At 43.4% G+C, this 24,310-nt stretch carries 25 protein-coding genes; 10 read left to right on the top strand and 15 right to left on the bottom strand.

Annotated features, from left to right (window positions below):
• Positions 1 to 493: 493 nt before the first annotated feature.
• Positions 494 to 1,780 (bottom strand): branched-chain amino acid transport system II carrier protein, encoded by a 1,287-nt coding sequence (gene brnQ, locus NI466_RS07425; protein WP_253173222.1) that lies wholly within the window; start codon positions 1,778 to 1,780, stop codon positions 494 to 496.
• Positions 1,781 to 2,130: 350 nt separating this feature from the next.
• Here brnQ and map point away from each other — a divergent pair, with 350 nt between their 5' ends.
• The gene (map, locus tag NI466_RS07420) at positions 2,131 to 2,925 is read left to right on the top strand and encodes a type I methionyl aminopeptidase (protein WP_180078543.1); all 795 of its coding nucleotides are present in this window, start codon (positions 2,131 to 2,133) and stop codon (positions 2,923 to 2,925) included.
• 248 nt (positions 2,926 to 3,173) lie between these two features.
• Here the strand turns inward: map and NI466_RS07415 are convergent, their stop codons facing one another.
• The 4 genes from NI466_RS07415 to NI466_RS07400 form a co-directional block, all read right to left on the bottom strand.
• Complete coding sequence (locus tag NI466_RS07415) at positions 3,174 to 4,073, bottom strand: LysR substrate-binding domain-containing protein (protein ID WP_253173221.1); 900 nt, start codon at positions 4,071 to 4,073, stop codon at positions 3,174 to 3,176.
• A gap of 85 nt (positions 4,074 to 4,158) precedes the next feature.
• Positions 4,159 to 4,863, bottom strand: a complete 705-nt coding sequence (locus NI466_RS07410) for an SIR2 family NAD-dependent protein deacylase (RefSeq protein WP_253173220.1) — start codon at positions 4,861 to 4,863, stop codon at positions 4,159 to 4,161.
• Positions 4,864 to 4,882: 19 nt separating this feature from the next.
• Positions 4,883 to 5,815 (bottom strand): alpha/beta fold hydrolase, encoded by a 933-nt coding sequence (locus tag NI466_RS07405; protein ID WP_253173219.1) that lies wholly within the window; start codon positions 5,813 to 5,815, stop codon positions 4,883 to 4,885.
• A gap of 20 nt (positions 5,816 to 5,835) precedes the next feature.
• The gene (locus tag NI466_RS07400) at positions 5,836 to 6,378 is read right to left on the bottom strand and encodes a PadR family transcriptional regulator (RefSeq protein WP_004278730.1); all 543 of its coding nucleotides are present in this window, start codon (positions 6,376 to 6,378) and stop codon (positions 5,836 to 5,838) included.
• A gap of 166 nt (positions 6,379 to 6,544) precedes the next feature.
• Here NI466_RS07400 and NI466_RS07395 point away from each other — a divergent pair, with 166 nt between their 5' ends.
• From NI466_RS07395 to NI466_RS07385, 3 genes are all read left to right on the top strand, one after another.
• Entirely contained in the window at positions 6,545 to 8,569 is a 2,025-nt protein-coding gene (locus tag NI466_RS07395; protein ID WP_253173218.1) for an NADPH-dependent 2,4-dienoyl-CoA reductase, read from the top strand.
• Positions 8,570 to 8,756: 187 nt separating this feature from the next.
• Positions 8,757 to 9,167, top strand: a complete 411-nt coding sequence (locus NI466_RS07390; RefSeq protein WP_005247220.1) for a nuclear transport factor 2 family protein — start codon at positions 8,757 to 8,759, stop codon at positions 9,165 to 9,167.
• Between the two features lie 70 nt (positions 9,168 to 9,237).
• Positions 9,238 to 10,350, top strand: a complete 1,113-nt coding sequence (locus NI466_RS07385; protein WP_164543358.1) for a YheT family hydrolase — start codon at positions 9,238 to 9,240, stop codon at positions 10,348 to 10,350.
• A gap of 56 nt (positions 10,351 to 10,406) precedes the next feature.
• Here NI466_RS07385 and NI466_RS07380 read toward each other — a convergent pair whose 3' ends face one another.
• On the bottom strand, positions 10,407 to 10,829 hold the full coding sequence (locus NI466_RS07380; protein ID WP_370940779.1) for a hypothetical protein: 423 nt from the start codon (positions 10,827 to 10,829) through the stop codon (positions 10,407 to 10,409).
• A gap of 225 nt (positions 10,830 to 11,054) precedes the next feature.
• Here NI466_RS07380 and pyrG point away from each other — a divergent pair, with 225 nt between their 5' ends.
• From pyrG to rodA, 6 genes are all read left to right on the top strand, one after another.
• Positions 11,055 to 12,695, top strand: coding sequence for a CTP synthase (pyrG, locus tag NI466_RS07375; protein WP_005100051.1), 1,641 nt, complete (start codon positions 11,055 to 11,057; stop codon positions 12,693 to 12,695).
• Positions 12,696 to 12,727: 32 nt separating this feature from the next.
• Positions 12,728 to 13,585, top strand: coding sequence for a 3-deoxy-8-phosphooctulonate synthase (kdsA, locus tag NI466_RS07370; RefSeq protein WP_004278721.1), 858 nt, complete (start codon positions 12,728 to 12,730; stop codon positions 13,583 to 13,585).
• Positions 13,586 to 13,644: 59 nt separating this feature from the next.
• A complete protein-coding gene (gene eno, locus NI466_RS07365; RefSeq protein ID WP_004278719.1) occupies positions 13,645 to 14,934 on the top strand; it encodes a phosphopyruvate hydratase in 1,290 nt (429 codons plus the stop codon).
• Positions 14,935 to 14,941: 7 nt separating this feature from the next.
• Complete coding sequence (locus NI466_RS07360; protein ID WP_004645271.1) at positions 14,942 to 15,334, top strand: septum formation initiator family protein; 393 nt, start codon at positions 14,942 to 14,944, stop codon at positions 15,332 to 15,334.
• The gene (gene ispD / locus NI466_RS07355) at positions 15,303 to 16,016 is read left to right on the top strand and encodes a 2-C-methyl-D-erythritol 4-phosphate cytidylyltransferase (RefSeq protein ID WP_253173217.1); all 714 of its coding nucleotides are present in this window, start codon (positions 15,303 to 15,305) and stop codon (positions 16,014 to 16,016) included. Before NI466_RS07360 ends, ispD begins: the two co-directional genes overlap by 32 nt.
• Before the next feature lie 112 nt (positions 16,017 to 16,128).
• Positions 16,129 to 17,268 (top strand): rod shape-determining protein RodA, encoded by a 1,140-nt coding sequence (rodA, locus tag NI466_RS07350; RefSeq protein WP_004645269.1) that lies wholly within the window; start codon positions 16,129 to 16,131, stop codon positions 17,266 to 17,268.
• A 152-nt stretch (positions 17,269 to 17,420) separates the two neighbouring features.
• Here the strand turns inward: rodA and NI466_RS07345 are convergent, their stop codons facing one another.
• From NI466_RS07345 to NI466_RS07305, 9 genes are all read right to left on the bottom strand, one after another.
• Positions 17,421 to 17,723 (bottom strand): cyd operon YbgE family protein, encoded by a 303-nt coding sequence (locus NI466_RS07345; protein WP_004278714.1) that lies wholly within the window; start codon positions 17,721 to 17,723, stop codon positions 17,421 to 17,423.
• A gap of 3 nt (positions 17,724 to 17,726) precedes the next feature.
• On the bottom strand, positions 17,727 to 17,828 hold the full coding sequence (gene cydX / locus NI466_RS07340; RefSeq protein ID WP_004278713.1) for a cytochrome bd-I oxidase subunit CydX: 102 nt from the start codon (positions 17,826 to 17,828) through the stop codon (positions 17,727 to 17,729).
• Between the two features lie 26 nt (positions 17,829 to 17,854).
• Positions 17,855 to 19,000, bottom strand: coding sequence for a cytochrome d ubiquinol oxidase subunit II (gene cydB, locus NI466_RS07335; protein ID WP_004278709.1), 1,146 nt, complete (start codon positions 18,998 to 19,000; stop codon positions 17,855 to 17,857).
• Entirely contained in the window at positions 18,997 to 20,583 is a 1,587-nt protein-coding gene (locus NI466_RS07330) for a cytochrome ubiquinol oxidase subunit I (RefSeq protein WP_004731262.1), read from the bottom strand. Before NI466_RS07330 ends, cydB begins: the two co-directional genes overlap by 4 nt.
• The gene (cydP, locus tag NI466_RS07325; protein WP_004645265.1) at positions 20,583 to 20,774 is read right to left on the bottom strand and encodes a cytochrome oxidase putative small subunit CydP; all 192 of its coding nucleotides are present in this window, start codon (positions 20,772 to 20,774) and stop codon (positions 20,583 to 20,585) included. Before cydP ends, NI466_RS07330 begins: the two co-directional genes overlap by 1 nt.
• 436 nt (positions 20,775 to 21,210) lie before the next feature.
• Entirely contained in the window at positions 21,211 to 22,263 is a 1,053-nt protein-coding gene (locus tag NI466_RS07320) for a porin (protein ID WP_184413070.1), read from the bottom strand.
• Between the two features lie 344 nt (positions 22,264 to 22,607).
• Positions 22,608 to 23,021 (bottom strand): HIT family protein, encoded by a 414-nt coding sequence (locus NI466_RS07315; RefSeq protein WP_004278705.1) that lies wholly within the window; start codon positions 23,019 to 23,021, stop codon positions 22,608 to 22,610.
• A 31-nt stretch (positions 23,022 to 23,052) separates the two neighbouring features.
• Positions 23,053 to 23,322, bottom strand: coding sequence for a YARHG domain-containing protein (locus tag NI466_RS07310; protein WP_004278704.1), 270 nt, complete (start codon positions 23,320 to 23,322; stop codon positions 23,053 to 23,055).
• Between the two features lie 86 nt (positions 23,323 to 23,408).
• Positions 23,409 to 24,281: an NAD(P)-dependent oxidoreductase gene (locus NI466_RS07305; RefSeq protein ID WP_253173216.1), complete on the bottom strand. Its 873-nt coding sequence runs from the start codon at positions 24,279 to 24,281 to the stop codon at positions 23,409 to 23,411.
• Positions 24,282 to 24,310: the final 29 nt, after the last annotated feature.

Raw genomic sequence — 24,310 nt, 5'->3', positions numbered from 1 at the left:
GCAACTGCTGTGGCAGGCTTTTACAGTCAAAATGGCCATCTTTAGTCGTATAACTACATAATCAATTGATTAGGCAAGAATTATATTTTCAGGTTTCACCTCCAGCTAATTTTGGAAATAAGATGTAGTTATCATTTAATTAATGCGACCAGATAGAAAATGCAAATTATACGGCAAAGATATGTAGTGTTAATCAATACTTTGTAAGCCTGTGTATGACTCGGAGGGGGACTTGGTTTAAGTTGGCAACAATAAGTATCTAAAATCAGGAAATTAAAAGTTCTGTTTATATTTATATAAAAAAATAAAATAATTAAAGTGCAATTCTATACATCATATTTTATAGAAAATCTTAGTATCAAGATTTACAGCGGTGATTTGATGTCATTATTAAGAAACAATAAATGTCCGTTTGGGTAAAACCTGACAATTATTGATCACGCTCAAACCGGATTTTGGGTAAAAATACGATTTTTCAGACATCCTAGAAATTTTAGTTTCTAATACGGTCAATCACAGCTGTAATCAGCAATACAATCATGGACGGGATAAACCAGGCCAGATTCTGATCTGATAGAGGTAAATTTTGCAGTAATGCAGGCAATTCAAAACCAGCGACTTTTAATCCATCAAAAATACCAAAGATCAAGGCCACCAGGGTCACTGGCGCAATCACATGAGATGGTTTCTTGAAGAAGTTTGCACAGAAGCTCAGCATAATGACGCTAATGGCAGGCGGATAAATCGCGCTCAAGACTGGAACCGAAACAGCAATCAGTTTGGTTAAACCCAGGTTTGAAATCACCAGTGAGAAGCCCACCAGAACAAATACAAAGATCTTGTATGGAATCTTGGTCAAGTTGGAGAAATACTCAGCACAGGCACAAGTCAGACCAATTGCAGTCACCATACAGGCAATAAAAATCATGCCAGACAGGAAGTAAGCACCCATATCGCCAAAAGCATGTTGTACATATGCATGCAGGATAATGGCACCATTGGCTGCATTTGGTGCAATCTCATGGCTACCTAGTCCAAGTTTAAACAGACTTAAATACACCAGAGTTAAACCAATACCAGAAATAATGCCGGCATTCACTGCATATTTGGTAATCAGTTTTTTATCGGTTACACCACGTGAAGTAATGGCTTTAACAATCACAATACCGAAAACTAAAGCGCCCAAAGTATCCATGGTTAAATAACCATTTACGAAGCCTTCAGTCACTGGACTGGTAACGTAATTATCGATCGCTGCAGGCGGATTGCTGGCAGGGATCATCACGGCTGCTACACCCAAAATGATCAAAGAAATAATTTTAAGTGGTGACAGGAAATAGCCGACGGTATCCAGAATCTTGTTTGGATATAAAGATACGATGGTCACCACAGCAAAATAGATGATGCTGTAAATGAGCAGGCTGCCAGATTCATTGCCAAAGTAAGATGAAAAACCAATTTCATAAGAAACGGTTGCGGTACGTGGTGTCGCAAATAAAGGACCAACAGCTAAATAACAGATTACAGTCAGTAAAATGCTGGCTGCTTTGCCAAGAGGCGAGCTTAGTGCCTGAATGGAGCCTTCAACGCGAGACAACGCAATAATGGTAATCACGGGTAAGCCGACTGCTGTAATAAGGAAACCTAAAGCAGCGAGCCATACGTGTTCACCGGCTTGTTGAGCCACAATCGGTGGGAAGATAATGTTGCCCGCACCAATAAACAATGCAAAGGTCATAAAACCTAGGGCGACAATATCTCGGGTACGCAGACTTGTCATAAAGGGAGATCAATAGAACAAAAGAAAGCGATTTTAGTGTATATGTCCAATTTTTTGGAGTTTATTTTAAGGCTGGAAGCCTTGATTCTAGTGAGTTTGCGGATCACATAACCGGTCATTCAAATCTTGGTAGAAATATATGTTTGATAATTCGCTGAAAAATATATTTTTCCTTATAAGCTCAAAAAATATCTGCACTTGATATCAAAATATGTCAGTTATTGTTTGTACAAATAAGCAGCAGTGAAAATTCCTATTTCAAGGAAAAATGCTGTGCTGAAACTCAACAACAGCGACATATTTCGCAAAAAAGGGATTATAATTCAGGGATTCATAGTGAGGATAGGTATATGCGAGCTCCAGCGATTAGTCTTAAAACTGAGCAAGATGTTGAAAAACTGCGGATATCTGGGCGTTTGGCTGCAGAGGTTTTAGCGATGATCGGGGGGCATGTCAAGTCAGGTGTCACGACTGAATATCTGGATGATCTCTGTCATGATTTTATTGTCAATACATTAAAAGTGACGCCAGCCAATATTGGCTATTATGGCTATACCAAAACCACCTGTATTTCACCGAATGAAGTGGTTTGTCACGGCATTCCATCATCAAAAGTTGTTCTGCAGGATGGCGATATTATCAATATTGATGTTGCCATTATTAAAGATGGTTATTTTGGTGATACCAGCCGGATGTACTATGTTGGAACACCATCTCCAGAAGCCAAGCGACTGGTCAATACCACTTATGAAGCCATGGTGGCCGGGATTCATGCGGTGAAGCCGGGCGCGACCCTGGGTGATATTGGTTATGCGATTCAAACGGTCGCACAACGTGAAGGCTATTCCATTGTGCGTGAATATTGCGGTCATGGCATCGGCAAGGTCTATCACGAACAGCCAAACATTCTGCATTATGGTCAGCCGGGTCAGGGCATTAAACTGGTTCCGGGCATGGTGTTTACTATTGAGCCAATGGTGAATATGGGCAAAGCCCGCGTCAAAGAGCTAAAAGATGGCTGGACGGTGGTCACCACGGATAAATCCTGGTCTGCCCAATGGGAACATATGGTCTATGTCACCGAAACCGGATTTGAAGTCTTGTCTCCTTGGCCTGAAGGCACAGGTGAGTATCCGGAGATTTAAAATATTGATTGAATGATCTTTATTAAGCTAATCCACTTACATAAATTACAACTCACTTGTGCTTGTTGACGAAAAAATACAAAACACTACATTAAACAGTGGTTTAGGATTTTATATCTGATTAAACTAAGAATCAGATACATAGGTTCCCTTTTTTTCGCTTACTATGCTGTAGTGAAAGTTTCTCTAGCTCATTTTTCCCCAAGAATGAGCTATTTTTTTGTCCATTTTTCTCAAAAGCGTATTACTTAGCGCTGATTTAATTCAGCAACCAGATAATCAATAAAGACCCGGACTGCGGGCAATAAGCCGCGACGGGAAGGATAAACCACATGGAAAATACCATGCGGTGCTTTCCAGTCAGGAAGCACTCGAACCAGTTCACCACTTGCCACGTACTGCTCGACCACGTTATCTGGTAACAAAGTGATGCCTGAGCCTGACGCGGCCAGTTGTGCCAGCATATTTAAATCAGACCCCATGACCGTTGGACTGACACGGATTTTTTTCTGTTCCTGCTGTTCATTTTGTAAGGTCAGAAACTGTTCGGTATGGTCTTCAGCCATACTCAGGATTTTATGCTCAGCCAGTTGCTCAGGGTTTTTCAGTTCACCAAATTCATTTAAGTAGCCCTGACTGGCGAATAGATGCTGCTCAATTTTTTCAAACTGGCGAATCACCAGATTCGGGTCATCATCCAGGCTGGAACGGACACGTAAGGCCAGATCAAAGCCTTCATTGATAATATCGACCCGGCGATTGGTGATCATCATCTGGACTTTAATTTCAGGATATTTTTTCAAAAAATCCGGCAGAATTTTTGCCAGTTCGTTCTGGGCAATAGACACTGGCAGACTGACTTTAATAGTTCCGCGCGGTTCGGTACTCAAATGGTCGACCAGATCATGCGCTGCCTGTGCAGCACTCAGCATGACTTGGGCATGCCGGTAAATATTCATGCCGATATCGGTGACAGCAAAATGACGCGAACTGCGCTGAATCAGACGTACGCCCAGGCGCTCTTCCAGATTAAACACCCGGCGGCTAAGTTTGGATTTGGGAATATCAGTTGCACGTTCGGCTGCACTAAAGCCGCCATGTTCCACCACCTGAGCGAAACAATAAAAGTCATCCAGATCAGACAGCATGGTTTAATTCCATTCTTGCAACGATAAGCTGATTAAAAATTGATTGTTGCATACTGTCAATCAGAGAATGTAGTGCATAAAGATTTTAATTCGCGGATTTCAGTAAACCTAGCAGTGTTTGCATGCCATCGGTCGCGTTTTGGGGGATTTTGTAAAACTGTGCAGGCAAATACTGCTGCTCGGCTTTCGGGTCGATGTAATAGGCCTGACAGTACGCAGGAATATCATGAATTAACCCGGCGACCGGATAAACCTGTAGGCTGGTGCCAATCACCACAAAAATATCGGCATCCTGTACACAGTCTTGGGCTTCTTCATACGCGGGCACGGCTTCGCCAAACCAGACCACATGAGGACGCAGCGGATATCCTGCCTTGCAAAAGTGTTGATTTAAATCTAATTCAGAACCTTCAATTGGATAAAACTCGGTCGTGCTTTGTGCGTCGGGGCCTGAGCTTTTGGCCAGACGAATATTGCCATGTAAATGGATCACCTTGGAGCTGCCGGCACGTTCATGCAAGTCATCAATATTCTGGGTAATCACATGCACATCAAAGTTATCTTCAAGATCCGCAATCACTTGGTGGGCAGCATTTGGCTGTGCTTCTAGAATATTTTTACGGCGGGCGTTATAAAAGCGTTGTACCAGTTGCGGATTTTTAGCCCAAGCCTCAAGTGTAGCCACTTCTTCTATACGATACTGTTCCCAAAGTCCATCACTGTCGCGAAAAGTATGAATGCCACTTTCGGCGCTCATGCCTGCACCGGAAAAGACCACCAGCTTTTTCATTATTCTGTCTCCTGAATCTTTAGGCAGCTGAAGTGCTAGATTGTGAATTTTCTTTTAAGAAGATGCCAAGTTCTCGGGTAAATTTTAAGGGTTCAGTCAGTAAAGGTGTATGGCCGGATTTGCTGAAAAGTACCTGCCTGGCCTGAGGCAGGCTTTCTGCAATCAGGCGCTGACCTTCAAAAGGATACAACTTGGATTGTACACCGCTAAAGAAAGTCACCGGACAGCTGAGCTGGGCCAATGCTTCTCGGTAATCTTCACGATGATATAAATAATTGTTGATATACCACGCCATATAATCCACCCGGCTGGAAGGCAATAACAGACTTTGCAGACGAGGTTGATTTAGGATGAATGCGAAAGCTTTCAGACTATATTTTTGTTCATTTTGTAGCTGAATAAACTTTAGCCATAGGGCGGCAATTTGTTTACGTACCGAAGTGTCAAGATCGCGAATCAATTCAACTTGCTGGTATTGCGCAAGTAGGGCAGAGAGCTGCTGCAGGATGTCGATAAATTCCTGATGACGTGGACCAAAAAGGCCAAAGGCCCAGGCATCATCGACTGGAATTTTAGGTGTTTGATCAATGTGCAAATAAGCAGAAATCTGACTGGCAAAGCTGTCATAATGCATGCCGTGCATCGCCGTGGTTGCACCCATGGAATAGGCAATGACGATGACTTGATCTAATTTCAGTTGGGTCAGAACTGAACGTACATCTTGCCAGTGACTGGAAATTGCATCGCGACCTTGCGGAATTTTACAGCGACTGGAAGCCCCAAAGCCGCGCCATTCTGGAATAATGAAACAGAAATTTTTCTGATGCGGATAGAGAAAAGCTTTCCATTGCCAGCTCAGCATGCCAAGTCCCGAGAGCACCAGTACAGGCTGTCCCTGACCATATTCGCGTACAAATAGCTGTTCACCATCGGGCATGCGATAAAAGGGCATGTGTGTCTCCGTATTTAGAATTATTTTGCGTCAAATTGTTTGAGTCGCGGAATGACTTGTTCCAGCCAGGAAATCCAGCCCAGTTCCTGATCAATCCCCAGTTGCAAAATCATTTTATGAATATACAGGGTACGGTCAGTTTCGTCCGCTTCGGCAAAGTCCTTGGCAAAAATCTGCTGATAGGTTTTCAGTTTTTCTTTATGCAGTTCTAGATGGCGTTCCAGCTCTGCCAAGGTGTTATTGCCACCAAGCTGGGCTTCGGCACGTAAACGCACCATCAGTTCTTCGCGCAGTTGTGCCGGTGGGCTTTGTTGCAGCATCCAGTTGGCCAGTTCTTCCCGGCCCAGACGTTCCACTTGATAAGTCTTTTTGCGGCTATTGGAATCTTCCTCTTCTAGCGTGGAAATCCAGCCTTTTTGTAGCATGGCATTCAGCTCGCGATAAATCTGCTGATGAGTTGCATTCCAGAAGAAGCCCATGGAACGGTCAAAGCGGCGGGCCAGTTCGATTCCGGTACTGGGTTTTTCAATCAGGCTGGTCAATAAAACATGCGCTAAAGACATAAACGTCTCAAAAAAGTGACTCGGGATTATTATGCAACATGTTGCATAAAAATCAATTCTGGCATATAAATTAGTGCAACAAGTTGCATTAAACTGGATAGATCGAGGGATCAAACTGCCAGTTGCTAAAACAATAGCCAGCCTAAACGCACGCTCAGGAGTTGAAATGTCTAAATATCCGAATTTACTTGCCCCATTGAACTTGGGTTTTACTACGCTTAAAAACCGCGTGTTAATGGGTTCCATGCACGTTGGTCTTGAAGAAGCTCCCGGCGGATATGATCGGATGGCAGCTTTTTATGCAGAGCGCGCCAAAGGTGGAGTCGCTTTAATTGTTACCGGCGGGATTTCTCCAAATGATCATGGGGTGACGTTTCATGGAGGTTCCAAACTTGACACTCTTGAAGAAGCTGAAAAACATAAGGTCATTACTCAGGCGGTACATGAGGCGGGTGGGAAAATTGCTATGCAGATTCTGCATACCGGACGTTATTCTTATCAGGCTGAAAATGTCGCGCCATCTCCAATTCAGGCACCAATCAATCCGGTCAAGCCGCATGCTTTAACGTCGGCTGAAGTACAGCAAACCATTGATGATTTTGCCAATTGTGCCAAGTTGGCTCAATATGCCGGTTATGATGGTGTAGAAATCATGGGCTCGGAAGGCTATCTGATTAACGAGTTTATTGCTGCACGTACCAACCATCGTGATGATGAATGGGGCGGAAGCTATGCAAACCGCATCCGTTTCCCGATTGAAATTGTACGCCGTACTCGTGAAATGGTCGGTGAGAACTTTATCATTATTTATCGCCTATCTATGCTGGATCTGGTCGAAGGCGGTTCAACTCTGGAAGAAGTCATCCAGTTGGCCAAAGAAATTGAAAAAGCTGGTGCGACCATTATCAATACTGGCATTGGCTGGCATGAAGCGCGTATTCCGACGATTGCCACCAAAGTGCCACGTGCAGCCTTCACTTGGGTCACGCGTAAGCTGAAAGGTCAGGTGAAGATTCCTTTAATCACTTCAAACCGTATTAATACTCCGGAAATGGCTGAATATGTATTGGCATCTGGTGATGCTGATATGATTTCTATGGCTCGCCCAATGCTGGCTGATTCGGAGTTTGTTCTGAAAGCGGAGCAGGGTCGTAGCGATGAGATCAATACCTGTATTGGTTGTAATCAGGCCTGTCTGGATCATATTTTCTCAATGAAAATTGCCACCTGTCTGGTCAATCCACGTGCCTGTTATGAAACAGAGCTCATTTTTAAAGAAACCAATGTGGCAAAAAATATTGCCGTGATTGGTGCAGGTCCTGCAGGTTTAAGTTTTGCTGTATATGCGGCAAATCGCGGTCATCAGGTGACGGTATTTGAAGCCGCTGCTCAGATTGGTGGGCAGTTTAATATTGCCAAGACCATTCCAGGCAAGGAAGAGTTTTATGAAACCTTGCGTTATTTCAAACGCCAGATTGAATTACAGCCACGTATTAAATTGCAGCTGAACCATAAGGCGAGTCTGGAAGAACTGGCTCAGTCAAACTTTGATGACATTGTGGTGGCAACAGGCGTGACACCGCGTCAACTTGAGATTCCAGGTATTGATCATGCAAAAGTATTGTCTTATCTGGACGTTTTGAAAGAACGTAAGCCAGTGGGTCAGCGAGTTGCCATTATTGGTGCAGGTGGTATTGGCTTTGATACAGCCGAATTCCTGAGCCATGAAGGGGAAAGTGGCAGTATCAATCCGGAAAAATTCTATGATGAATGGGGTATTGATACTGACTATGAAAATGTCGGTGGCTTAAAAGCTGCAAATGTAGAAAAACCGCAACGTGAAATTTATTTATTGCAACGTAAAGCTGCTTCAGTCGGCGCGAGTCTGGGTAAAACCACAGGCTGGATTCATCGTACCGGTTTAAAACACCGTGACGTAAAAATGATTGCGGGCGCCAATTATGAAAAAATTGATGATCAGGGCTTACATATTGTCGTGAATGACAAGCCTGCTGTGTTGGAAGTCGATCACGTGATTATTTGTGCCGGTCAGGAGTCTTATACCGCCATGTTTGATGAGCTAAAAGCAGCCGGGAAAAATGTGCATCTGATTGGTGGAGCGAAAGAAGCGGGTGAGTTGGATGCCAAACGTGCCATCCGTCAGGGTGCTGAATTGGCGGCGGTGATCTGAAAATATTAAAACCTGCTTTTTCCCCTCTCCTTTATTAAAGGAGAGGGTTAGGGAGAGGATTTGTAAGAAAGAATCCCCCCTTGCGAAGCAGTACTTCTCACCTTTAATAAAAGGGGGAATTCTGTCAATTAAAAGAAAGAAGTATTTAAGCTTTTATTAAAAAATATCAAAAAAAAAGGAATCCAAAATGACCATCGAAAATACTAGAAAATCCATTGCACGCTGGCATGAGATGCTGGAAACCCGTGATATGTCGATCTTGAATGAACTACTTGCTGAAGAAGTGGTATTTCGTTCGCCTGTGGCTTTTCAGCCTTATCCTGGAAAACAGGTGGTATTTTTTATTTTGACCAATGTCATTCAAGTCTTTGAAAACTTCACTTATCACCGTGAATTTATAAGTGAAGATGGTAACAATGTCGTACTTGAGTTTTCTGCCAATGTGGGCGATAAAAAGCTAAAGGGAGTTGACATGATTCAGTTTAATGAAGAGGGGCAGATGATTGATTTTGAAGTCATGATTCGACCTAAGTCCGGACTTGAAGCCCTGGCTGTACAGATGGGCCAGCGGATGCAATCATTCCAAGCTAAAACTTAATTCGAACTATTGATTCAAGTCGGCATGAAATTTGTAAATCACAGCTAGTACAACTAGAGGGGGATGACAGATGAAAATGTTGCTTAAAAAATTGGGTCAGCTTTCCAGTGAGTATCTGGATCGTTTCAGTGGAGCAGACGAGCCGACCCTGTATTACAATCCGAATGGTGTATTTTCAGGACTCATTGAGCGCTTACCGCAGCTGCAACAAAAATATCGTCCTACACCTTGGTTAGCCAATGCACACGCACATATTCTGTATTTCGATTTAATTAAAAAACGCACCATTAAACTGAAATATGATGCGCTTGAACAGCTGAAAATGTCAGATGGTGGAATTACCGGTATTGCCTGGTATGGACTCGATCTTCCGGCAAGCACGCCGACCATTGTATTACTTCATACTATTACCGGTTCTCCTGAATCAATGCGTGAACTGGTTCGTGATCTGCATAAATATACGGGTTGGCGTGTTGCATTGTGTTTACGCCGTGGTCATGCAGACTTACCCATGCCTGTGCCTAAAATGAACCTGTTTGGTTCAACTCAGGATTTGCGTGAGCAGCTCTTGTATATACAGGACAGATTTCCTCAGTCCGATCTCTATGGGGTTGGATCTTCTGCGGGTACGGGATTGTTAGTGCGTTATCTGGGCGAAGAAGGTGAACAAACCCCACTCAAAGCGGCTTTTGCCTTATGCCCTGGCTATAACACTGAAACCGGTTTTGCCAATGTGCATCCGTTTTACAGTAAAGTCATGGCCAAAAAACTGATTAAGCGCTTTATTCATCCTTATCAGGAAACCTGGCAGGTCTGCCCAAGCTGGAAACAGTTATTAGAAGTTAAAGATCTGTCTGAATTTGAAAAACTTTATTTTGAACTGGCCGGATTTGCGGATTATGCCAGTTATACTCAGGCAACCAATCCGATTTATGTGTTTGAAAGTGTCAAAATCCCACTGATGATTTTAAATGCGGAGGATGATCCGGTTTGTCACATCCGAAATTTAGAACCTTATAAAGAAAAAATTCGGGCGATGTCTAATATTATGGTGATTACCACCAAAAAAGGCAGTCATTGCGGCTTTTATCAGGGCTTGATGCAAACCGAATCTTGGGCTACCCGACTAATGGCAGACTATTTGATTCACTTATCTCGTGCACCGGCAACAGTATCCGCTTAAAAAGTTCCAATAAAAAACCCAGCATCTGCTGGGTTTTTTGATGAATGATACTGTAATTAGTCAAGTGCTGGCATCGCTGCGGCAATTGCGTCAGCAACCGCATCATCCTCAGACTTGTTTTCTGGATTTGAATTGGTTTTAGGTGTGGTCGCAGCAGGCTTTGACGCAGGTTCTTCGCGGGTTTCAGGCACTGGTGCCGGCTCAGTAGTTTCTGGTTTTTTGATTTCACGACGGATTTCAGTCGTGGTGTTTTCAGTTTGCTCACGTTGAATTTCAACCGTTGGCGCTACTTCCTCTTCAATTGCCGCTGGCTCTACAGGTTCAAGCGGTTCAAATTGCGTTGGTTCTGGAGTCGAGATTTCAGATGCTGGAGTAACTTCTACTTGCTCTTCTTCTTTTGGTGCTTCTTTTTTTACACACGCAGTTAATGTCAGGCCAGTCAGGATTAGGGTGGAGATTAAAAGTTTCTTCATCATCATTGCATCAAACATAAAAGTGTGGAGTGGATACACTATTATAGCAGCAAAATGCAAGATAGAAATCATATGAACTTACTGTAATTTTTTATAGGAATTGCTGTTAGAATAGTCAATTGTTTATTGTTCTTTGAATTGATGCGGATTGACTTTGCTTTCTAGGTACAAGGTAAAGTAAAATTGCGCAACATTGCAGGCCGATTTAGGCTCGATTGTACGAGAAACCCAATGACCCATTTTATTTTCGTTACTGGTGGTGTAGTTTCATCACTAGGTAAAGGTATTTCAGCTGCTTCTGTTGCTGCACTTTTAGAAGCTCGTGGTTTAAAAGTGACCATGGTAAAAATGGATCCATACATTAATGTCGATCCAGGGACAATGAGCCCATTCCAGCATGGTGAAGTTTTTGTTACAGAAGATGGTGCTGAAACAGACTTAGACTTGGGTTACTACGAACGTTTCTTGCGTCGTGCGAAAATGACCAAACTAAATAACTTCACATCAGGCCGTGTTTACCAGGATGTTCTAAACAAAGAACGCCGTGGTGACTATCTAGGCGGTACTGTTCAAGTTATTCCACACATTACTGACAATATCAAAGAGCGTGTACTTCGTGCAGGCGAAGGTTATGACGTTGCGATCGTAGAGATCGGCGGTACTGTAGGTGACATTGAATCTCTCCCATTCATGGAATCTGTACGTCAGTTAATGGTTGAACTTGGTCATAAACGTACCATGTTAATGCACTTAACGTTACTCCCATACATTAAGTCTGCAGCAGAATTAAAAACCAAACCAACACAGCACTCTGTTAAAGAACTCCTGTCGATTGGTATTCAGCCAGACATTCTCATCTGTCGTACAGAGTACGATGTAGATGCAGATACGACGCGTAAGATTGCATTATTTACCAACGTTGAAGCACGTGCCGTTGTGGTATGTAAAGACGCACGTTCGATCTACCAGATTCCACGTACATTCTACGAACAAAATGTTGATGATTTAATCTGTGAACGTTTTGGTTATAACGATCTTCCTGAAGCTGATTTAACAGATTGGGATAACGTTGTAGAAGCATTACTGAACCCTGAATACACCGTACGTGTTGCAATGGTCGGTAAATACGTTGAACTTCCAGATGCATATAAATCTGTGAATGAGGCACTTTTACACGCCGGGATTCAAAACCGTGTGAAAGTTCAGATTGACTACGTAAACGCTGAAGAGCTTGAAAGCCAAGATGTAGCAGAAGTATTGAAAGATGCTGATGCGATTCTAGTTCCTGGTGGTTTCGGTGAGCGCGGTACTGAAGGCAAAATGAAGGCGATTCAGTTCGCACGTGAGAACGGTGTGCCGTTCCTCGGTATTTGCTTGGGTATGCAGTTGGCTGTGATCGAATACGCACGTAATGTTGCTGGTATTGCAGACGCGACCTCGACTGAATTTAACCGTTCAACCAAATCTCCATTGATTGGTTTAATTACTGAATGGTTAGATGAGCGTGGTGAAGTTCAGCAACGTTCTGCTGATTCTGATCTGGGTGGTACGATGCGTCTTGGCGCGCAAAAATCTGAACTGGTTGCAGGGACTAAAACTGCAGAAGTTTATGGTTCTGAAGAAATCATCGAGCGCCATCGTCACCGTTACGAGATGAACAACCGTTATATCCCAGTGCTGGAAGAAAAAGGCATGAAGATTTCTGGTTATTCTCCGGTACAGCATTTGGTAGAAACTGTTGAAATTCCTGCACATCCTTGGTTTATTGCAGTACAATTCCACCCGGAATTTACCAGCTCGCCACGCGATGGTCACCCATTGTTTGCCGGTTTCATTGATGCTGCGAAAAAGCAGTACCAAAAAACCAAATAATCGGTGCGTAGGACACAACTAGGGAAGTTTAAATGTCGCAATTAAAACCACAAGAAATTGTACGTTTGGGCGATATACAAATGGCAAATCATTTGCCATTTGTATTATTCGGCGGAATGAATGTACTTGAATCTAAAGACCTGGCTTTTGAAATCGCAGAGACTTATGTCGATATCTGCACACGTTTGGGCATTCCTTATGTGTTCAAAGCCAGCTTTGATAAAGCCAACCGTTCAAGCCTGAACTCTTTCCGTGGGCCTGGCCTGGAAAAAGGTCTCGAGTGGTTAGCTGACATTAAAAAACACTTTAATGTGCCGATCATCACCGATGTGCATGAGCCGTATCAAGCGGCTCCTGTTGCAGAAGTGGCAGACATTATTCAATTGCCAGCTTTCTTAAGCCGTCAGACGGATCTTGTGGAAGCCATGGCAAAAACGGATGCCATCATCAATATCAAAAAAGCCCAGTTCCTGGCTCCACACGAAATGCGCCATATTCTGCATAAGTGTCTGGAAGCTGGAAATGACAAACTGATCATTTGTGAACGCGGTTCGGCATTTGGCTATAACAATCTGGTTGTAGACATGCTGGGCTTCGACATCATGAAAGAAATGAATGTCCCGGTATTCTTTGATGTGACCCATGCCTTACAAACCCCAGGCGGCCGTGCAGATTCTGCCGGTGGTCGTCGTGCGCAAATTACAACGCTTGCGCGTGCGGGTATGGCAACGGGTCTTGCTGGTTTGTTCTTAGAGGCACACCCAGATCCGGAAAAAGCCAAGTGTGATGGTCCATGTGCGCTGCGCATGTCTCAGCTTGAGCCTTTCCTGGCACAGCTAAAAGAATTGGATACCTTGGTCAAAGGTTTCGAAAAGTTAGATACACACTGAGTTTATCACTCTTGCGCTGCCGTATAGGCAGCTCATATTAATCAACTGAGGAATAGTTCATGAGCCAAATCGTTGACATTCGTGCACGTGAAATTTTGGACTCTCGTGGTAACCCTACCATCGAAGCAGACGTAATCTTAGCATCTGGCGTAGTTGGCCGTGCATGTGCACCATCTGGTGCTTCAACTGGTTCTCGTGAAGCTTTAGAACTTCGTGATGGCGATAAAGCGCGTTACTTAGGTAAAGGCGTTAAAACTGCGGTAAATAACGTAAATACGTTAATCCGTGACGCTTTGGTCGGTAAATCAGTATTCGAACAAAAAGACATCGATAACACGATGATCGCGCTTGACGGTACTGAAAACAAAGAAAAACTAGGTGCAAACGCAACTTTGGCAGTGTCTTTGGCTGCTGCTCGCGCTGCTGCTGAAGAAAAGAAAATTCCTCTTTTCCAATACATCGCAGATCTTCGCGGTCAAACGATTCTAACTATGCCTGTACCAATGATGAACATCATCAATGGTGGTTCACATGCAGACAACAACGTCGATATTCAAGAATTTATGATTGAGCCAGTAGGCTTCACTTCATTCTCTGAAGCGCTACGTGCCGGTGCTGAAATCTTCCATTCACTTAAATCAGTTTTAAACAAAAAAGGTTTAAACACTGCGGTAGGTGATGAAGGTGGTTTTGCGCCGAACTTACGTTCAAACGAAGAAGCAATCACAGTTATTCTTGAAGCAATTGGTCAAACTGGCTACAAAGCAGGTTCTGACATCATGCTTGCGCTTGACTGTGCATCTTCAGAATTCTACAAAAATGGTCAGTACATTCTTGCTGGCGAAGGCAACAAAGCGTTCACAAGCAACCAGTTCTCTGACTATTTGGCAGGTCTTGTAAACCAGTACCCAATTATCTCGATTGAAGATGGTTTGGACGAATCTGACTGGGAAGGCTGGTCTTACCTGACTTCTATTCTTGGCGACAAGATCCAGTTGGTTGGTGACGACTTGTTCGTAACGAACCCGAAAATTCTGCAACGTGGTATCAACGAAAAAGTGGGTAACTCGATTCTCATCAAATACAACCAGATCGGTACCTTGACTGAAACTTTAGATGCCATCTACCTTGCGAAAGAGAATGGTTACTCTACTGTAATTTCACACCGTTCAGGTGAAACGGAAGATTCAACGATTGCTGATCTTGCAGTAGGTACAGCAGCGGGTCAAATCAAGACTGGTTCACTTTGCCGTTCTGACCGTGTAGCGAAATATAATCAATTACTTCGTATTGAAGAATTGACTAATGCTGCATATCGCGGTAAAGCTGAGTTCAAAGGTTTGAACTAAGCGACTTATGTCAATGTTAAATGTATTCGACTCGACTGCGAGTAAAGTACTGTTGGGCCTTGCGATCATTTTGATCGCAGGGTTTCAATATTTATACTGGTTTGGTGAAGGTGGTTATCATGATCATCAGCAACTGACCCAGAAAATCCAGCAACAGATGGAATTGAATGATGAGCTGAAAGAGCGTAATCGCGTTCTGGCGGCAGAAGTTTATGATTTGAAGAATGGTATTGAAGCCATCGAAGAACATGCGCGTTTAGATCTTGGTCTGATTAAGCCACGCGAAACTTTTATTCAAATGAGCACGATCAGTACTCAATATAAACCGATCTATCTTAATCCTAATTCTAAAGTAGACCTGCGAACCAATGAGTCAGCTGAAGCACCAACTACACCCTAAACTTTGGGTCATTCTTCCAGCTGCAGGTTCCGGTAGCCGTTTCTCCAAAACAGAACTGAAACAATATCAGATGATTCAAGAGCGAACTGTTCTTGAACATACGGTGGCTCGTCTGAATCACCTGCCTTTGACGGGTTATGTCCTGGCGATTGGTGCACAGGACAACGTGGCAAAAACATTGCCATTTTCCAGTCTGGAGAAAGCCCATTTTTGTTTGGGTGGTGCCGAGCGGGTGAATTCCGTGTTAAATGCACTGAACTATTTATCTCAAATCGCTTCTGAAGATGACTGGGTACTAGTACATGATGCGGCACGTCCCTGTGTCAGTCTGGATTGTCTGCAACAACTGGTCAATACGGCGATTACAAATGATCAGGCTGCGATTCTGGCCATCCCGGTGCGAGATACACTTAAGCGTGTAGTAACCAATTTTGATATCGAGGAAACAGTGGATCGCTCGATGCTCTGGCAGGCACAAACGCCACAAATGGCCAAGATAGGGGTATTAAAGTGGGCGATTGAGCAGGCTTTGCAGGGTGGGGCTACGATTACCGATGAAGCCAGTGCACTGGAGCATATCGGTGAGCCAGTGAGTGTAGTACAAGGGCGTTCCGATAATATTAAAATTACTTATCCGGATGATCTGGAACTCGCCAGACTGATTTTAAAGGCTCAGGCTTAAAAATATATTCAAATAATATTTAAATAAAAGCAGAATAAATCTGGCTATAGCGATCTATTCGCTATGGCTTTCACTTATAATTTTACCATCATTCTTTTTCACCTTTTGGCCAATGATACCTTCACAGCAGTATCGGTTTTTACGTCATTCTTTGCGTGATGGACGTAGTATTAACCCGCAAGATTCATCTCGATGGACCAAGTTGCACCTTGATCCATGGTTATTGTGCTTTCTGGTTCTCAATGCAATCCTGGGTTTAATGGTGGTGTATAGCGCGACATCCGAAGACTCTGGCATGGTGGTGCGTCAGGCGATCAGTTTTGGAATTGGTTTTGTGCTGCTGTTTATCTGTGCGCAGATTCCACCGAAAGTCTATCAGGCGATTAGTCCATACCTGTATGCCTTCGGGATCTTCATGCTGCTTCTGGTCTTTGTGATTGGTGAAAAACGTTTAGGTGCAACCCGCTGGATTACCTTGCCGGGGGTGGGAAGCATGCAACCGAGTGAGGTGATGAAATTTGCGATGCCTTTGATGATGGCATGGTATTTTGCACGTAAGCCGTTTCCTCCCAAATTTTTGCATATTGTCGGGGCTTTGATTTTATTGGGCGTACCATTTGTTTTGGTGGCACTTCAGCCTGACTTGAACATTGGCTTGGTAATTCCTGGTATTTTTGTTCTATTTTTAAGTGGGATGTCGTGGCGTCTGATTGGTGGTGCAGCAGCGGCGGTAGCTGTGGCAGCTCCGGCTGCATGGATGTTCGTGCTACAAGAGTATCAAAAAAAACGTATTACCACGTTATTTGATCCGGAATCGGATGCCTTGGGTGCAGGCTGGAATATCATCCAATCCAAAATTGCGATTGGTTCAGGTGGTTCCACGGGCAAAGGCTATACCGAAGGTACCCAATCACATTTAGGTTATCTGCCTGAACATCATACTGACTTTATTATGTCGACTTATGCCGAAGAATTCGGTTTTATCGGCGTTTTCCTGCTGTTTAGTTTATTCACTGCCATTATTATTCGCTGTCTGATGATTGGTTTAAACAGCTTTCATAACTTTGGCCGTTTATATGCTGGAGCCATGGGACTGACTTTCTTCTTCTTTGTATTTTTAAACTCAGGCATGGTGAGCGGGATTTTACCTGTAACTGGAGATCCATTACCGCTCATGAGTTATGGTGGAACGGCAGTGATTTCCATGCTGGCCGGGATGGGCATTGTGATGTCGATTCATACTCATCGATAAGTCATTCTAAAAGTCGGACTGGTTCCGGCTTTTTATATACTTAAAATAAGTTGTTTTAAAAATCCTGTTTTGGCCAGAAGAAAAAAGAAGAATATTTTAGAATTCGTATGAAATTAAAAAGCCCTCAAATGAGGGCTTTTTAATTTCATACTTTAACTGAGAAACCAGGTGTAATAACCCCAGATCATTAAAGGCCATGCTAGGAAAGGGCTAAACAACCATTTCCAGAACCAGTGGCGCGGCATAAAGCCAACACCATGGACAAAGCCTCCAGAAATACCAATCATGATATACATCATGGCACTATGGCTATATTCACCGTTGGCATCCAGCATTGCAGAAGGATGAACCAATAACACGGCTGCGAGAGGAAAAGCCAATAGGCAGGAAATCATCATCGCAAATTTGTTTGGTTTCTTGTCTACAACGGTTTTCTCAAGCGCAGCTTCGGTCATGTTTTATTCCTCATCTAGGTCTTGGTGTTGTTCCATGTAAATGGCAGCAATCACACTGGCAAAACATGCCATCAGTACACCCAGAATCCAAGCAAAATACCACATAGTTGTCTCTCCTTAAGACACAGCCCTTAGTACAGGCTGTGTGAATTATCTTCAATGTGTTTGTTGGTAATCACGCCCCACATCTTGTAATAACACCAAGTGGTATAGATCAGGATCAGTGGAACAAAGATACAGGCAGCAACGGTCATAACGGTTAAGGTATTTTTACTAGATACCGCATCCCACATGGTCAGACTTGCAACCGGGTTAATGCTTGAAGGCATCAGGAAAGGGAATAGGGCGAAACCAGCAGTCAGAATTGCACCGATAACTGCCAGAGATGAACCCAGGAAGCTCAAGCCTGCTTTATTTTTACCTGCTGCCAGTACAATGATCAAACCGCCCAAAATGCCGACAATAGGCGCTGCCATCGTGATTGGATAAGTCGAGTAGTTATTCATCCAGCCTGGATTGGCATTGGTCAGCACTTCTTTGGCGAGCGGGTTGGCAACACCATTGGTATCAAAAGGTGTAACCAGTGTATAACCTTGAATACCACCAAAGTACAGCCAAGCGCCTGCAGCCAGGAAGGTAACCAGATAAACCAGACCCATGATTTGTGTTGCTTTGGCAGAACGTTGGCGTAGGTCACCATCAGTACGCAGCATTAACCATGCACCACCATGTGCACACAGCATCGATAAGCTGACCAGACCACAGACAATCGCAAACGGATTCAGCAGGGCAAAGAAGCTACCAGTATAAGTAGAACGTACAGTTTCATCTAAAGTAAATGGTACACCTAGGAACATGTTGCCGAATGCCACACCGAAGACCAATGCAGGCACTGCACCACCAATGGCTAGACCCCAGTCCCATGAATTGCGCCATTTGGTATTTTCCAGTTTTGAGCGATAGTCAAAACCGACCGGACGCAGGAATAGGGCAAACAGGACCAGCAACAGTGCCCAGTACATGCCGGAGAAGGCAGTTGCATAGACCATTGGCCAGGCAGCGAACAAAGCACCGCCGGCAGTAATAAACCAGACCTGGTTACCGTCCCAGTGTGGCGCAATGGTATTGATCGCTGCACGGCGCTCGCTATCATTTTTGCCCACAAATGGCATGATCGCCATGGAGCCCATATCGAAGCCATCGGTGAGGGCAAAGCCAATCAGCAATACGCCGACCAGCACCCACCAAATGATTTTTAATAATTCATATTCGATCATGCTTGAGTCTCCCCATTTGCCTTTTCTGCAGCTGCAAGCTTTTCAAAATGATATTTACCGGTATGCAGTGAGCTTGGGCCAAGACGTGAGAACTTGATCATCAGATACATTTCAATAATCAGTAACACGGTATAGAATGCTGCCAATGCAAGGATTGAACCCCAGACATCACCTGTGCTTAAGCTTGATGCTGAAAGATGTGTCGGTAATACCTCACCAATGGTCCAAGGTTGACGACCTACTTCTGCCACATACCAGCCAGTTTGCGCAGCAACCCAAGGCAGAGGAAGTGCAAATAATGCAAATTTCAATAACCATGGTTTGTTTTCAGCATTACGTTTTGCTACCGCAAAAGTTGCCAGTGCAAATAGAAGTAGCATCAAGAAGCCAGAAGCAACCATGGCACGGAAGGCCCAGAACAGACTTGGTACGTGTGGAATGGTATCTTTAGCAGCTGCTTTGATTTGCTCTTCAGAGGCATCAACGACATTTGGCGTGTATTTCTTCAGCAGCAGACCGTAACCGAGGTCTTTTTGGCTTTCTTCAAAAGCGGTTTTCAGTTCTGGAGACTGATCACCAGCACGTAATTTTTCCAGTTGCGAATAGGCCACCATACCATTACGGATACGCGCTTCATGCTGAACCAGCAGGTCCTTAATACCTGTAACTTGTTCAGTCGTAGAACGTGTAGCAATCAGACCCATTACATAAGGAATTTTCACTGCATAATCTGTAGTCATGGTTTCCTTATTCGGGATACCGAACAAAGTAAATGGCGCAGGTGCAGGGTGAGTATCCCATTCTGCTTCAATCGCTGCCAGTTTGGTTTTCTGTACATCACCCAGCTCATAACCTGATTCATCACCCAGTAAAATCACCGAAAGTGTAGAAGCAAGCCCGAAGATGGCTGCAATGGCAAAAGAACGGCGTGCAAAAGGCAGGTCACGTTTTTTCAGCATGTAGTAACTTGAAATAGCCAGGACGAAGATGGCACCTGTGACATAACCGGCAGATACGGTATGCACAAATTTAACTTGAGCGACCGGGTTAAAGATCAATGCAGCAAAGTCCACCATTTCCATACGCATGGTTTCATAGTTAAATGCCGAACCGACCGGGTTTTGCATCCAGCCATTGGCGACCAGAATCCAGAGTGCGGACATGTTCGAGCCTAAAGCCACCAGCCAGGTTACGGCCAGATGTTGCACTTTGGAAAGACGATCCCAACCAAAGAAGAACAAGCCAATAAACGTCGATTCAAGGAAGAAGGCCATCAAACCTTCAATCGCCAGTGGTGCACCGAAAATATCACCGACATAATGCGAGTAATAAGCCCAGTTGGTTCCGAACTGGAACTCCATGGTCAGGCCCGTGGTTACCCCTAAGGCAAAGTTAATACCAAACAGCTTTCCCCAGAACTTGGTCATGTCTTTGTAGATTTCTTTGCCGGAAATCACATAGGTGGTTTCCATAATGGCAAGCAGAAATGCCAGACCTAGCGTCAGTGGAACAAAAATAAAGTGATACATCGCGGTCATGGCGAACTGGAACCGCGAGAGATCGACCACGCTTTCAGAAATCATCAACGTGTCTCCTGGATTTGGGAAGGATTGCCGGCGATACGCTCGGCGACTTGGTTATCAAAATTTTTAGGAATCGTAGGCGCATCAAACCAGATGTTTTTAATTATCATTAGTAAAATAACCTTGATAATTAAAATAGCGGTTATTTCTCTAACCACTCTCTGGTTTAGATTTTTGGGAACTAAGCTCATTCGACTAAGCCTGTTATATGACTTGTTGTATATTATTAATCTATTGTAACTAAAAAATAAATAGACGATACAGTTTAAATAAATATATATTTATAAATGTTTGAAAATATTAAATATATATTTATATGAGTTAAAATCTATTCTAAATATTTTTTATTATTTTATGTAATTCTATCGGTTTTTAAATCCGACTAAAATGCTTATATTTATATATTTTAATGTAGATCATTTTAATTGGATTAATATTTTTTAATCTGATTAAAATGCTTGGTTTTAAAATAAAGAATAAAATTAATCAAACTAAACTGGTTGGTTTTATGAGGGTTGAATATCAGTGTCACAATCTTTCTCACTATATTTATATTGATAAAAAACACACCAAAAAAAGAACATGCTGGAGGCATGTTCTTTTTAAGCTTTGTGAGGGAGACTGGACTTAGAAGTCGTAACGCATGCCTAGTGAAAGTCCTAGACTGTCTTCACCGCGTACGCCACCTACAGTATTGGTACGACCTTGTGCCCAAGGGGTAAGGTTTGAGTTTTCATCATTTAATACAGTTGCTATGTTGCCATAAATGCGGACTGTTGGATCTAAACGGTGCTCAAGTCCGATTGCCAGTAAAGTTGCATTCGCATCATCGGCATCGACATCGCGGTGGAATACTTCACCACGGAATGAGGTTTTTGGTGCAAATTTATATTCACCGGCTACACCAAATACTTGTGCATCTGGGTTTGCTTCAGAATTATCGTGTTGAAGGAATTGGTATAAACCGCCCAGGTTGAATTCAGGTGTGATTTTGTAAGCACCAGCAATACGGAAACCATCGCGCTCACCACGGGCAGCTTCTTCTTCATAGTGTTCATAGGCAGCAGCGAAATCAACTTTACCTTCTTTATAGGTTAAAGCGAGGTCGTATGCTTTATCTTTGTCTTTAGCGCCATCTTTAGTGGCATCCGGGCTATTTGTTTCATGTAGTGACATCGCACCTAATACGTTGAAACCGCCACCAAATTTTGGTGATTTATATTCAATGGTATTGGCATTACGTTCATCAAAACGCAGGTTGCCTACACGCGTAACGTTACGAACATCACCAACCATATCACCAAAGAAGTTGACCGGGCCACGTGCTACTTTGAATGGGCTGTCAAAACGGCCGATACGCGCTTGACCAAAATCACCTTTTAAACCAACAAAAGTATCGCGAGTTGCAAATTCAACATCATCATTTGCAGAACCACTTGCAAAGTTAATTTCCTGTTCGATTTGACCAAATACAGTCATACCATTTTCTAGTTTTTGTTCAGCTTTAAAGCCTAGGCGTGAAGAGTTTGAAGAAAGACCTACTTCGTTATAATCCTGGCCATCATCCAGATAATCTAAAGAAACGTGTGCACGACCATACACTTTAACATCAGCAGCAGCTGCCATCACTGGTGTTAAAATTGTTGCCCCGATTGCTAATGCAGATAACGTTTTTTTCATGTGTTGCTCCAATAAAGACTTTTTTATTCATCGTCTTAAAAACAAGTTTCAGTATTGTTTTGAAACATCTACTGCTCTATTGGTGCCAAGTATTCATTACAAATAAGTCAATATGATTAAGGAAATATTTCAGAAATATTAAAGACAATCATTGTCTTATTTTTTATAGGATTATGAGTGGGGTAAGCAGGATTGATGCAAATACAGCTAAGCTCGGTGTTTGCTGCAAAACTTAAAAATAGGCTAGGTGACTTTTACTGATATTTTATTGGCTTAATCAAGAGTGAAATACATTAGACATAAAAAATGGAGCCGAGGCTCCATTTTTAGGTATTAAGAATAGCTTAAAGGGCAGCTTTAATTTTCTCAGCCAGCGCTTTAATTTTTTCCTGGTCGCCCATTTGTGCTGCATGTTTGCCCAGATTGTGCAAAGAGGTAGGAACCAGATGGAAATGTACGTGTGGTACGGTCTGACCCGCTGCGGCCCCTGATAATTGCATCAGCACGATACCGTCCACACCTAAACCTTTTTCAATGGCTTTTGCAACTTTCTGTACGATCTGAATCGTATAGGCTGCAGCTTCAGGGGGTAGATCCAGTAAAGTGATCGCCGGAGTTTTCGGAACCACGAGAGTATGACCTTCTGCCTGAGGCATGATGTCCATAAATGCAAGAACCTGGTCATCTTCATACACTTTTATCGCAGGAAGTTCACCGCGTAGAATTCGTGCAAAAATATTCTGATCATCATAAGTCATAAGTATATTCCTTGAGCGTCATTAAACTGAATTATTTACAGTTCAATTCTTTCTGACGATCTTTGATCGCGTCAAGACGTTGTTGCTCTTTTTCCGAGAATTTTGGCTTGGTTGTATAGCAATTGTCATTACCAAACTTGGCTTTTGCTTCAGGATCTTTGAAACAGAAACCTTTAGACGCATAAATCACGTCATGATCATTTTTTAATTTTTTGCACTCTTGTTCAGATGCAAGAACCGATGTTGAAGCCCCGAACAAAGTTGCAAAGCCAATCAATGCTGCAACAGAAAATTTCTTCATGAGAGTTTCCTCTGGGTTATCCACTATATGTGCCTGCCTACTAGTCACAATATGAGGTTTCGTTATCATTATTCAATGGCGAGATATTACTCGATGGTAATATTACTCCATGATTCATACATTTTCACAGCACTGGAAAAATCACTGTTTTTATCCGACAGATCGCTGGCCGCTTGAATCAGATTCTGGGTCAACGAGAGCACAGGCGCAGAAATTTTGGCTTCACGCGCAAGGTCGATTGCAATGCCTGTATCTTTGGCCAAGAGTGGCAGGGCAAAGGTTACAGGAAAACTGCGGTTTAAAATACGCTGCGGCAAAACGGTTTCAGTCACCATGCTTTTACCACTTGAAGCATTAATACAATCCAGCGCTTCATGCAAGTTTACCCCATGCGCTTTTAGTGTAGTAAAGCCTTCTGCGACGGCACACAGGTTTACAGCCATTAACATATTATTTACGGCTTTCACTGCAAAACCCGCGCCAGATTCACCGACATGCTTGATCAGCTTGCCAAATGCCTGCATCGCAGGAAGGGCTTTTTCATAGCCCTCTGCATTGCCGCCCACCATCACGGTTAATGTACCATTCTCAGCACCAACGGTTTGGCCGCTGACCGGTGCATCCAGAAAGATTACCCCATGTTTAGCCAATTGTACTGCCAATTTTTGGGCAGAATCCGGTACACCACTGGTGCAGTCGACCCAGACTGAACCGGATTTAAGCGACAGATTTTCCAGAAGTCGTTCAACGTCAGCGCTAGTTGGCAGGCAGGAAAAAATCACATCTGCCTGTACGGCCTGTTCCAGTGTGACGGCTTGGGTGCCATATTCAGCCGCATGTTGCTCTGCCTTGTTAAAGCTGCGGTTCCAGACATAGACCGTATCAAAATGCTTGGGTAAATGTGCTGCCATACGAAAACCCATTGCACCTAGGCCGATAAATGCCACTGATTGAATCATGCTGTACCCTCTGAATATGTTTAAATCTA

It is taken from the genome of Acinetobacter lwoffii, from assembly GCF_024129595.1.
Taxonomy (GTDB): domain Bacteria; phylum Pseudomonadota; class Gammaproteobacteria; order Pseudomonadales; family Moraxellaceae; genus Acinetobacter; species Acinetobacter lwoffii_O.
The sequence above is the reverse complement of the archived record's forward strand: the minus strand, read 5'-3'. Positions and strand labels throughout refer to the sequence as shown.

Bases quoted from the DNA above. Each gene is read 5' to 3' on its own strand.
- NI466_RS07400 (WP_004278730.1), bottom strand. From the start codon at position 6,378: ATGTCTTTAGCGCATGTTTTATTGACCAGCCTGATTGAAAAACCCAGT.
- cydP (WP_004645265.1), bottom strand. From the start codon at position 20,774: ATGAGCTTAGTTCCCAAAAATCTAAACCAGAGAGTGGTTAGAGAAATA.
- eno (WP_004278719.1), top strand. From the start codon at position 13,645: ATGAGCCAAATCGTTGACATTCGTGCACGTGAAATTTTGGACTCTCGT.
- NI466_RS07330 (WP_004731262.1), bottom strand. From the start codon at position 20,583: ATGATTTCTGAAAGCGTGGTCGATCTCTCGCGGTTCCAGTTCGCCATG.
- kdsA (WP_004278721.1), top strand. From the start codon at position 12,728: ATGTCGCAATTAAAACCACAAGAAATTGTACGTTTGGGCGATATACAA.
- NI466_RS07380 (WP_370940779.1), bottom strand. From the start codon at position 10,829: ATGATGATGAAGAAACTTTTAATCTCCACCCTAATCCTGACTGGCCTG.
- NI466_RS07345 (WP_004278714.1), bottom strand. From the start codon at position 17,723: ATGACCGAAGCTGCGCTTGAGAAAACCGTTGTAGACAAGAAACCAAAC.
- map (WP_180078543.1), top strand. From the start codon at position 2,131: ATGCGAGCTCCAGCGATTAGTCTTAAAACTGAGCAAGATGTTGAAAAA.
- NI466_RS07305 (WP_253173216.1), bottom strand. From the start codon at position 24,281: ATGATTCAATCAGTGGCATTTATCGGCCTAGGTGCAATGGGTTTTCGT.
- NI466_RS07390 (WP_005247220.1), top strand. From the start codon at position 8,757: ATGACCATCGAAAATACTAGAAAATCCATTGCACGCTGGCATGAGATG.
- cydX (WP_004278713.1), bottom strand. From the start codon at position 17,828: ATGTGGTATTTTGCTTGGATTCTGGGTGTACTGATGGCATGTTTTGCC.
- NI466_RS07410 (WP_253173220.1), bottom strand. From the start codon at position 4,863: ATGAAAAAGCTGGTGGTCTTTTCCGGTGCAGGCATGAGCGCCGAAAGT.
- ispD (WP_253173217.1), top strand. From the start codon at position 15,303: ATGAGTCAGCTGAAGCACCAACTACACCCTAAACTTTGGGTCATTCTT.
- NI466_RS07360 (WP_004645271.1), top strand. From the start codon at position 14,942: ATGTCAATGTTAAATGTATTCGACTCGACTGCGAGTAAAGTACTGTTG.
- cydB (WP_004278709.1), bottom strand. From the start codon at position 19,000: ATGATCGAATATGAATTATTAAAAATCATTTGGTGGGTGCTGGTCGGC.
- NI466_RS07310 (WP_004278704.1), bottom strand. From the start codon at position 23,322: ATGAAGAAATTTTCTGTTGCAGCATTGATTGGCTTTGCAACTTTGTTC.
- rodA (WP_004645269.1), top strand. From the start codon at position 16,129: ATGATACCTTCACAGCAGTATCGGTTTTTACGTCATTCTTTGCGTGAT.
- NI466_RS07315 (WP_004278705.1), bottom strand. From the start codon at position 23,021: ATGACTTATGATGATCAGAATATTTTTGCACGAATTCTACGCGGTGAA.
- NI466_RS07415 (WP_253173221.1), bottom strand. From the start codon at position 4,073: ATGCTGTCTGATCTGGATGACTTTTATTGTTTCGCTCAGGTGGTGGAA.
- NI466_RS07320 (WP_184413070.1), bottom strand. From the start codon at position 22,263: ATGAAAAAAACGTTATCTGCATTAGCAATCGGGGCAACAATTTTAACA.
- pyrG (WP_005100051.1), top strand. From the start codon at position 11,055: ATGACCCATTTTATTTTCGTTACTGGTGGTGTAGTTTCATCACTAGGT.
- brnQ (WP_253173222.1), bottom strand. From the start codon at position 1,780: ATGACAAGTCTGCGTACCCGAGATATTGTCGCCCTAGGTTTTATGACC.
- NI466_RS07395 (WP_253173218.1), top strand. From the start codon at position 6,545: ATGTCTAAATATCCGAATTTACTTGCCCCATTGAACTTGGGTTTTACT.
- NI466_RS07385 (WP_164543358.1), top strand. From the start codon at position 9,238: ATGAAAATGTTGCTTAAAAAATTGGGTCAGCTTTCCAGTGAGTATCTG.
- NI466_RS07405 (WP_253173219.1), bottom strand. From the start codon at position 5,815: ATGCCCTTTTATCGCATGCCCGATGGTGAACAGCTATTTGTACGCGAA.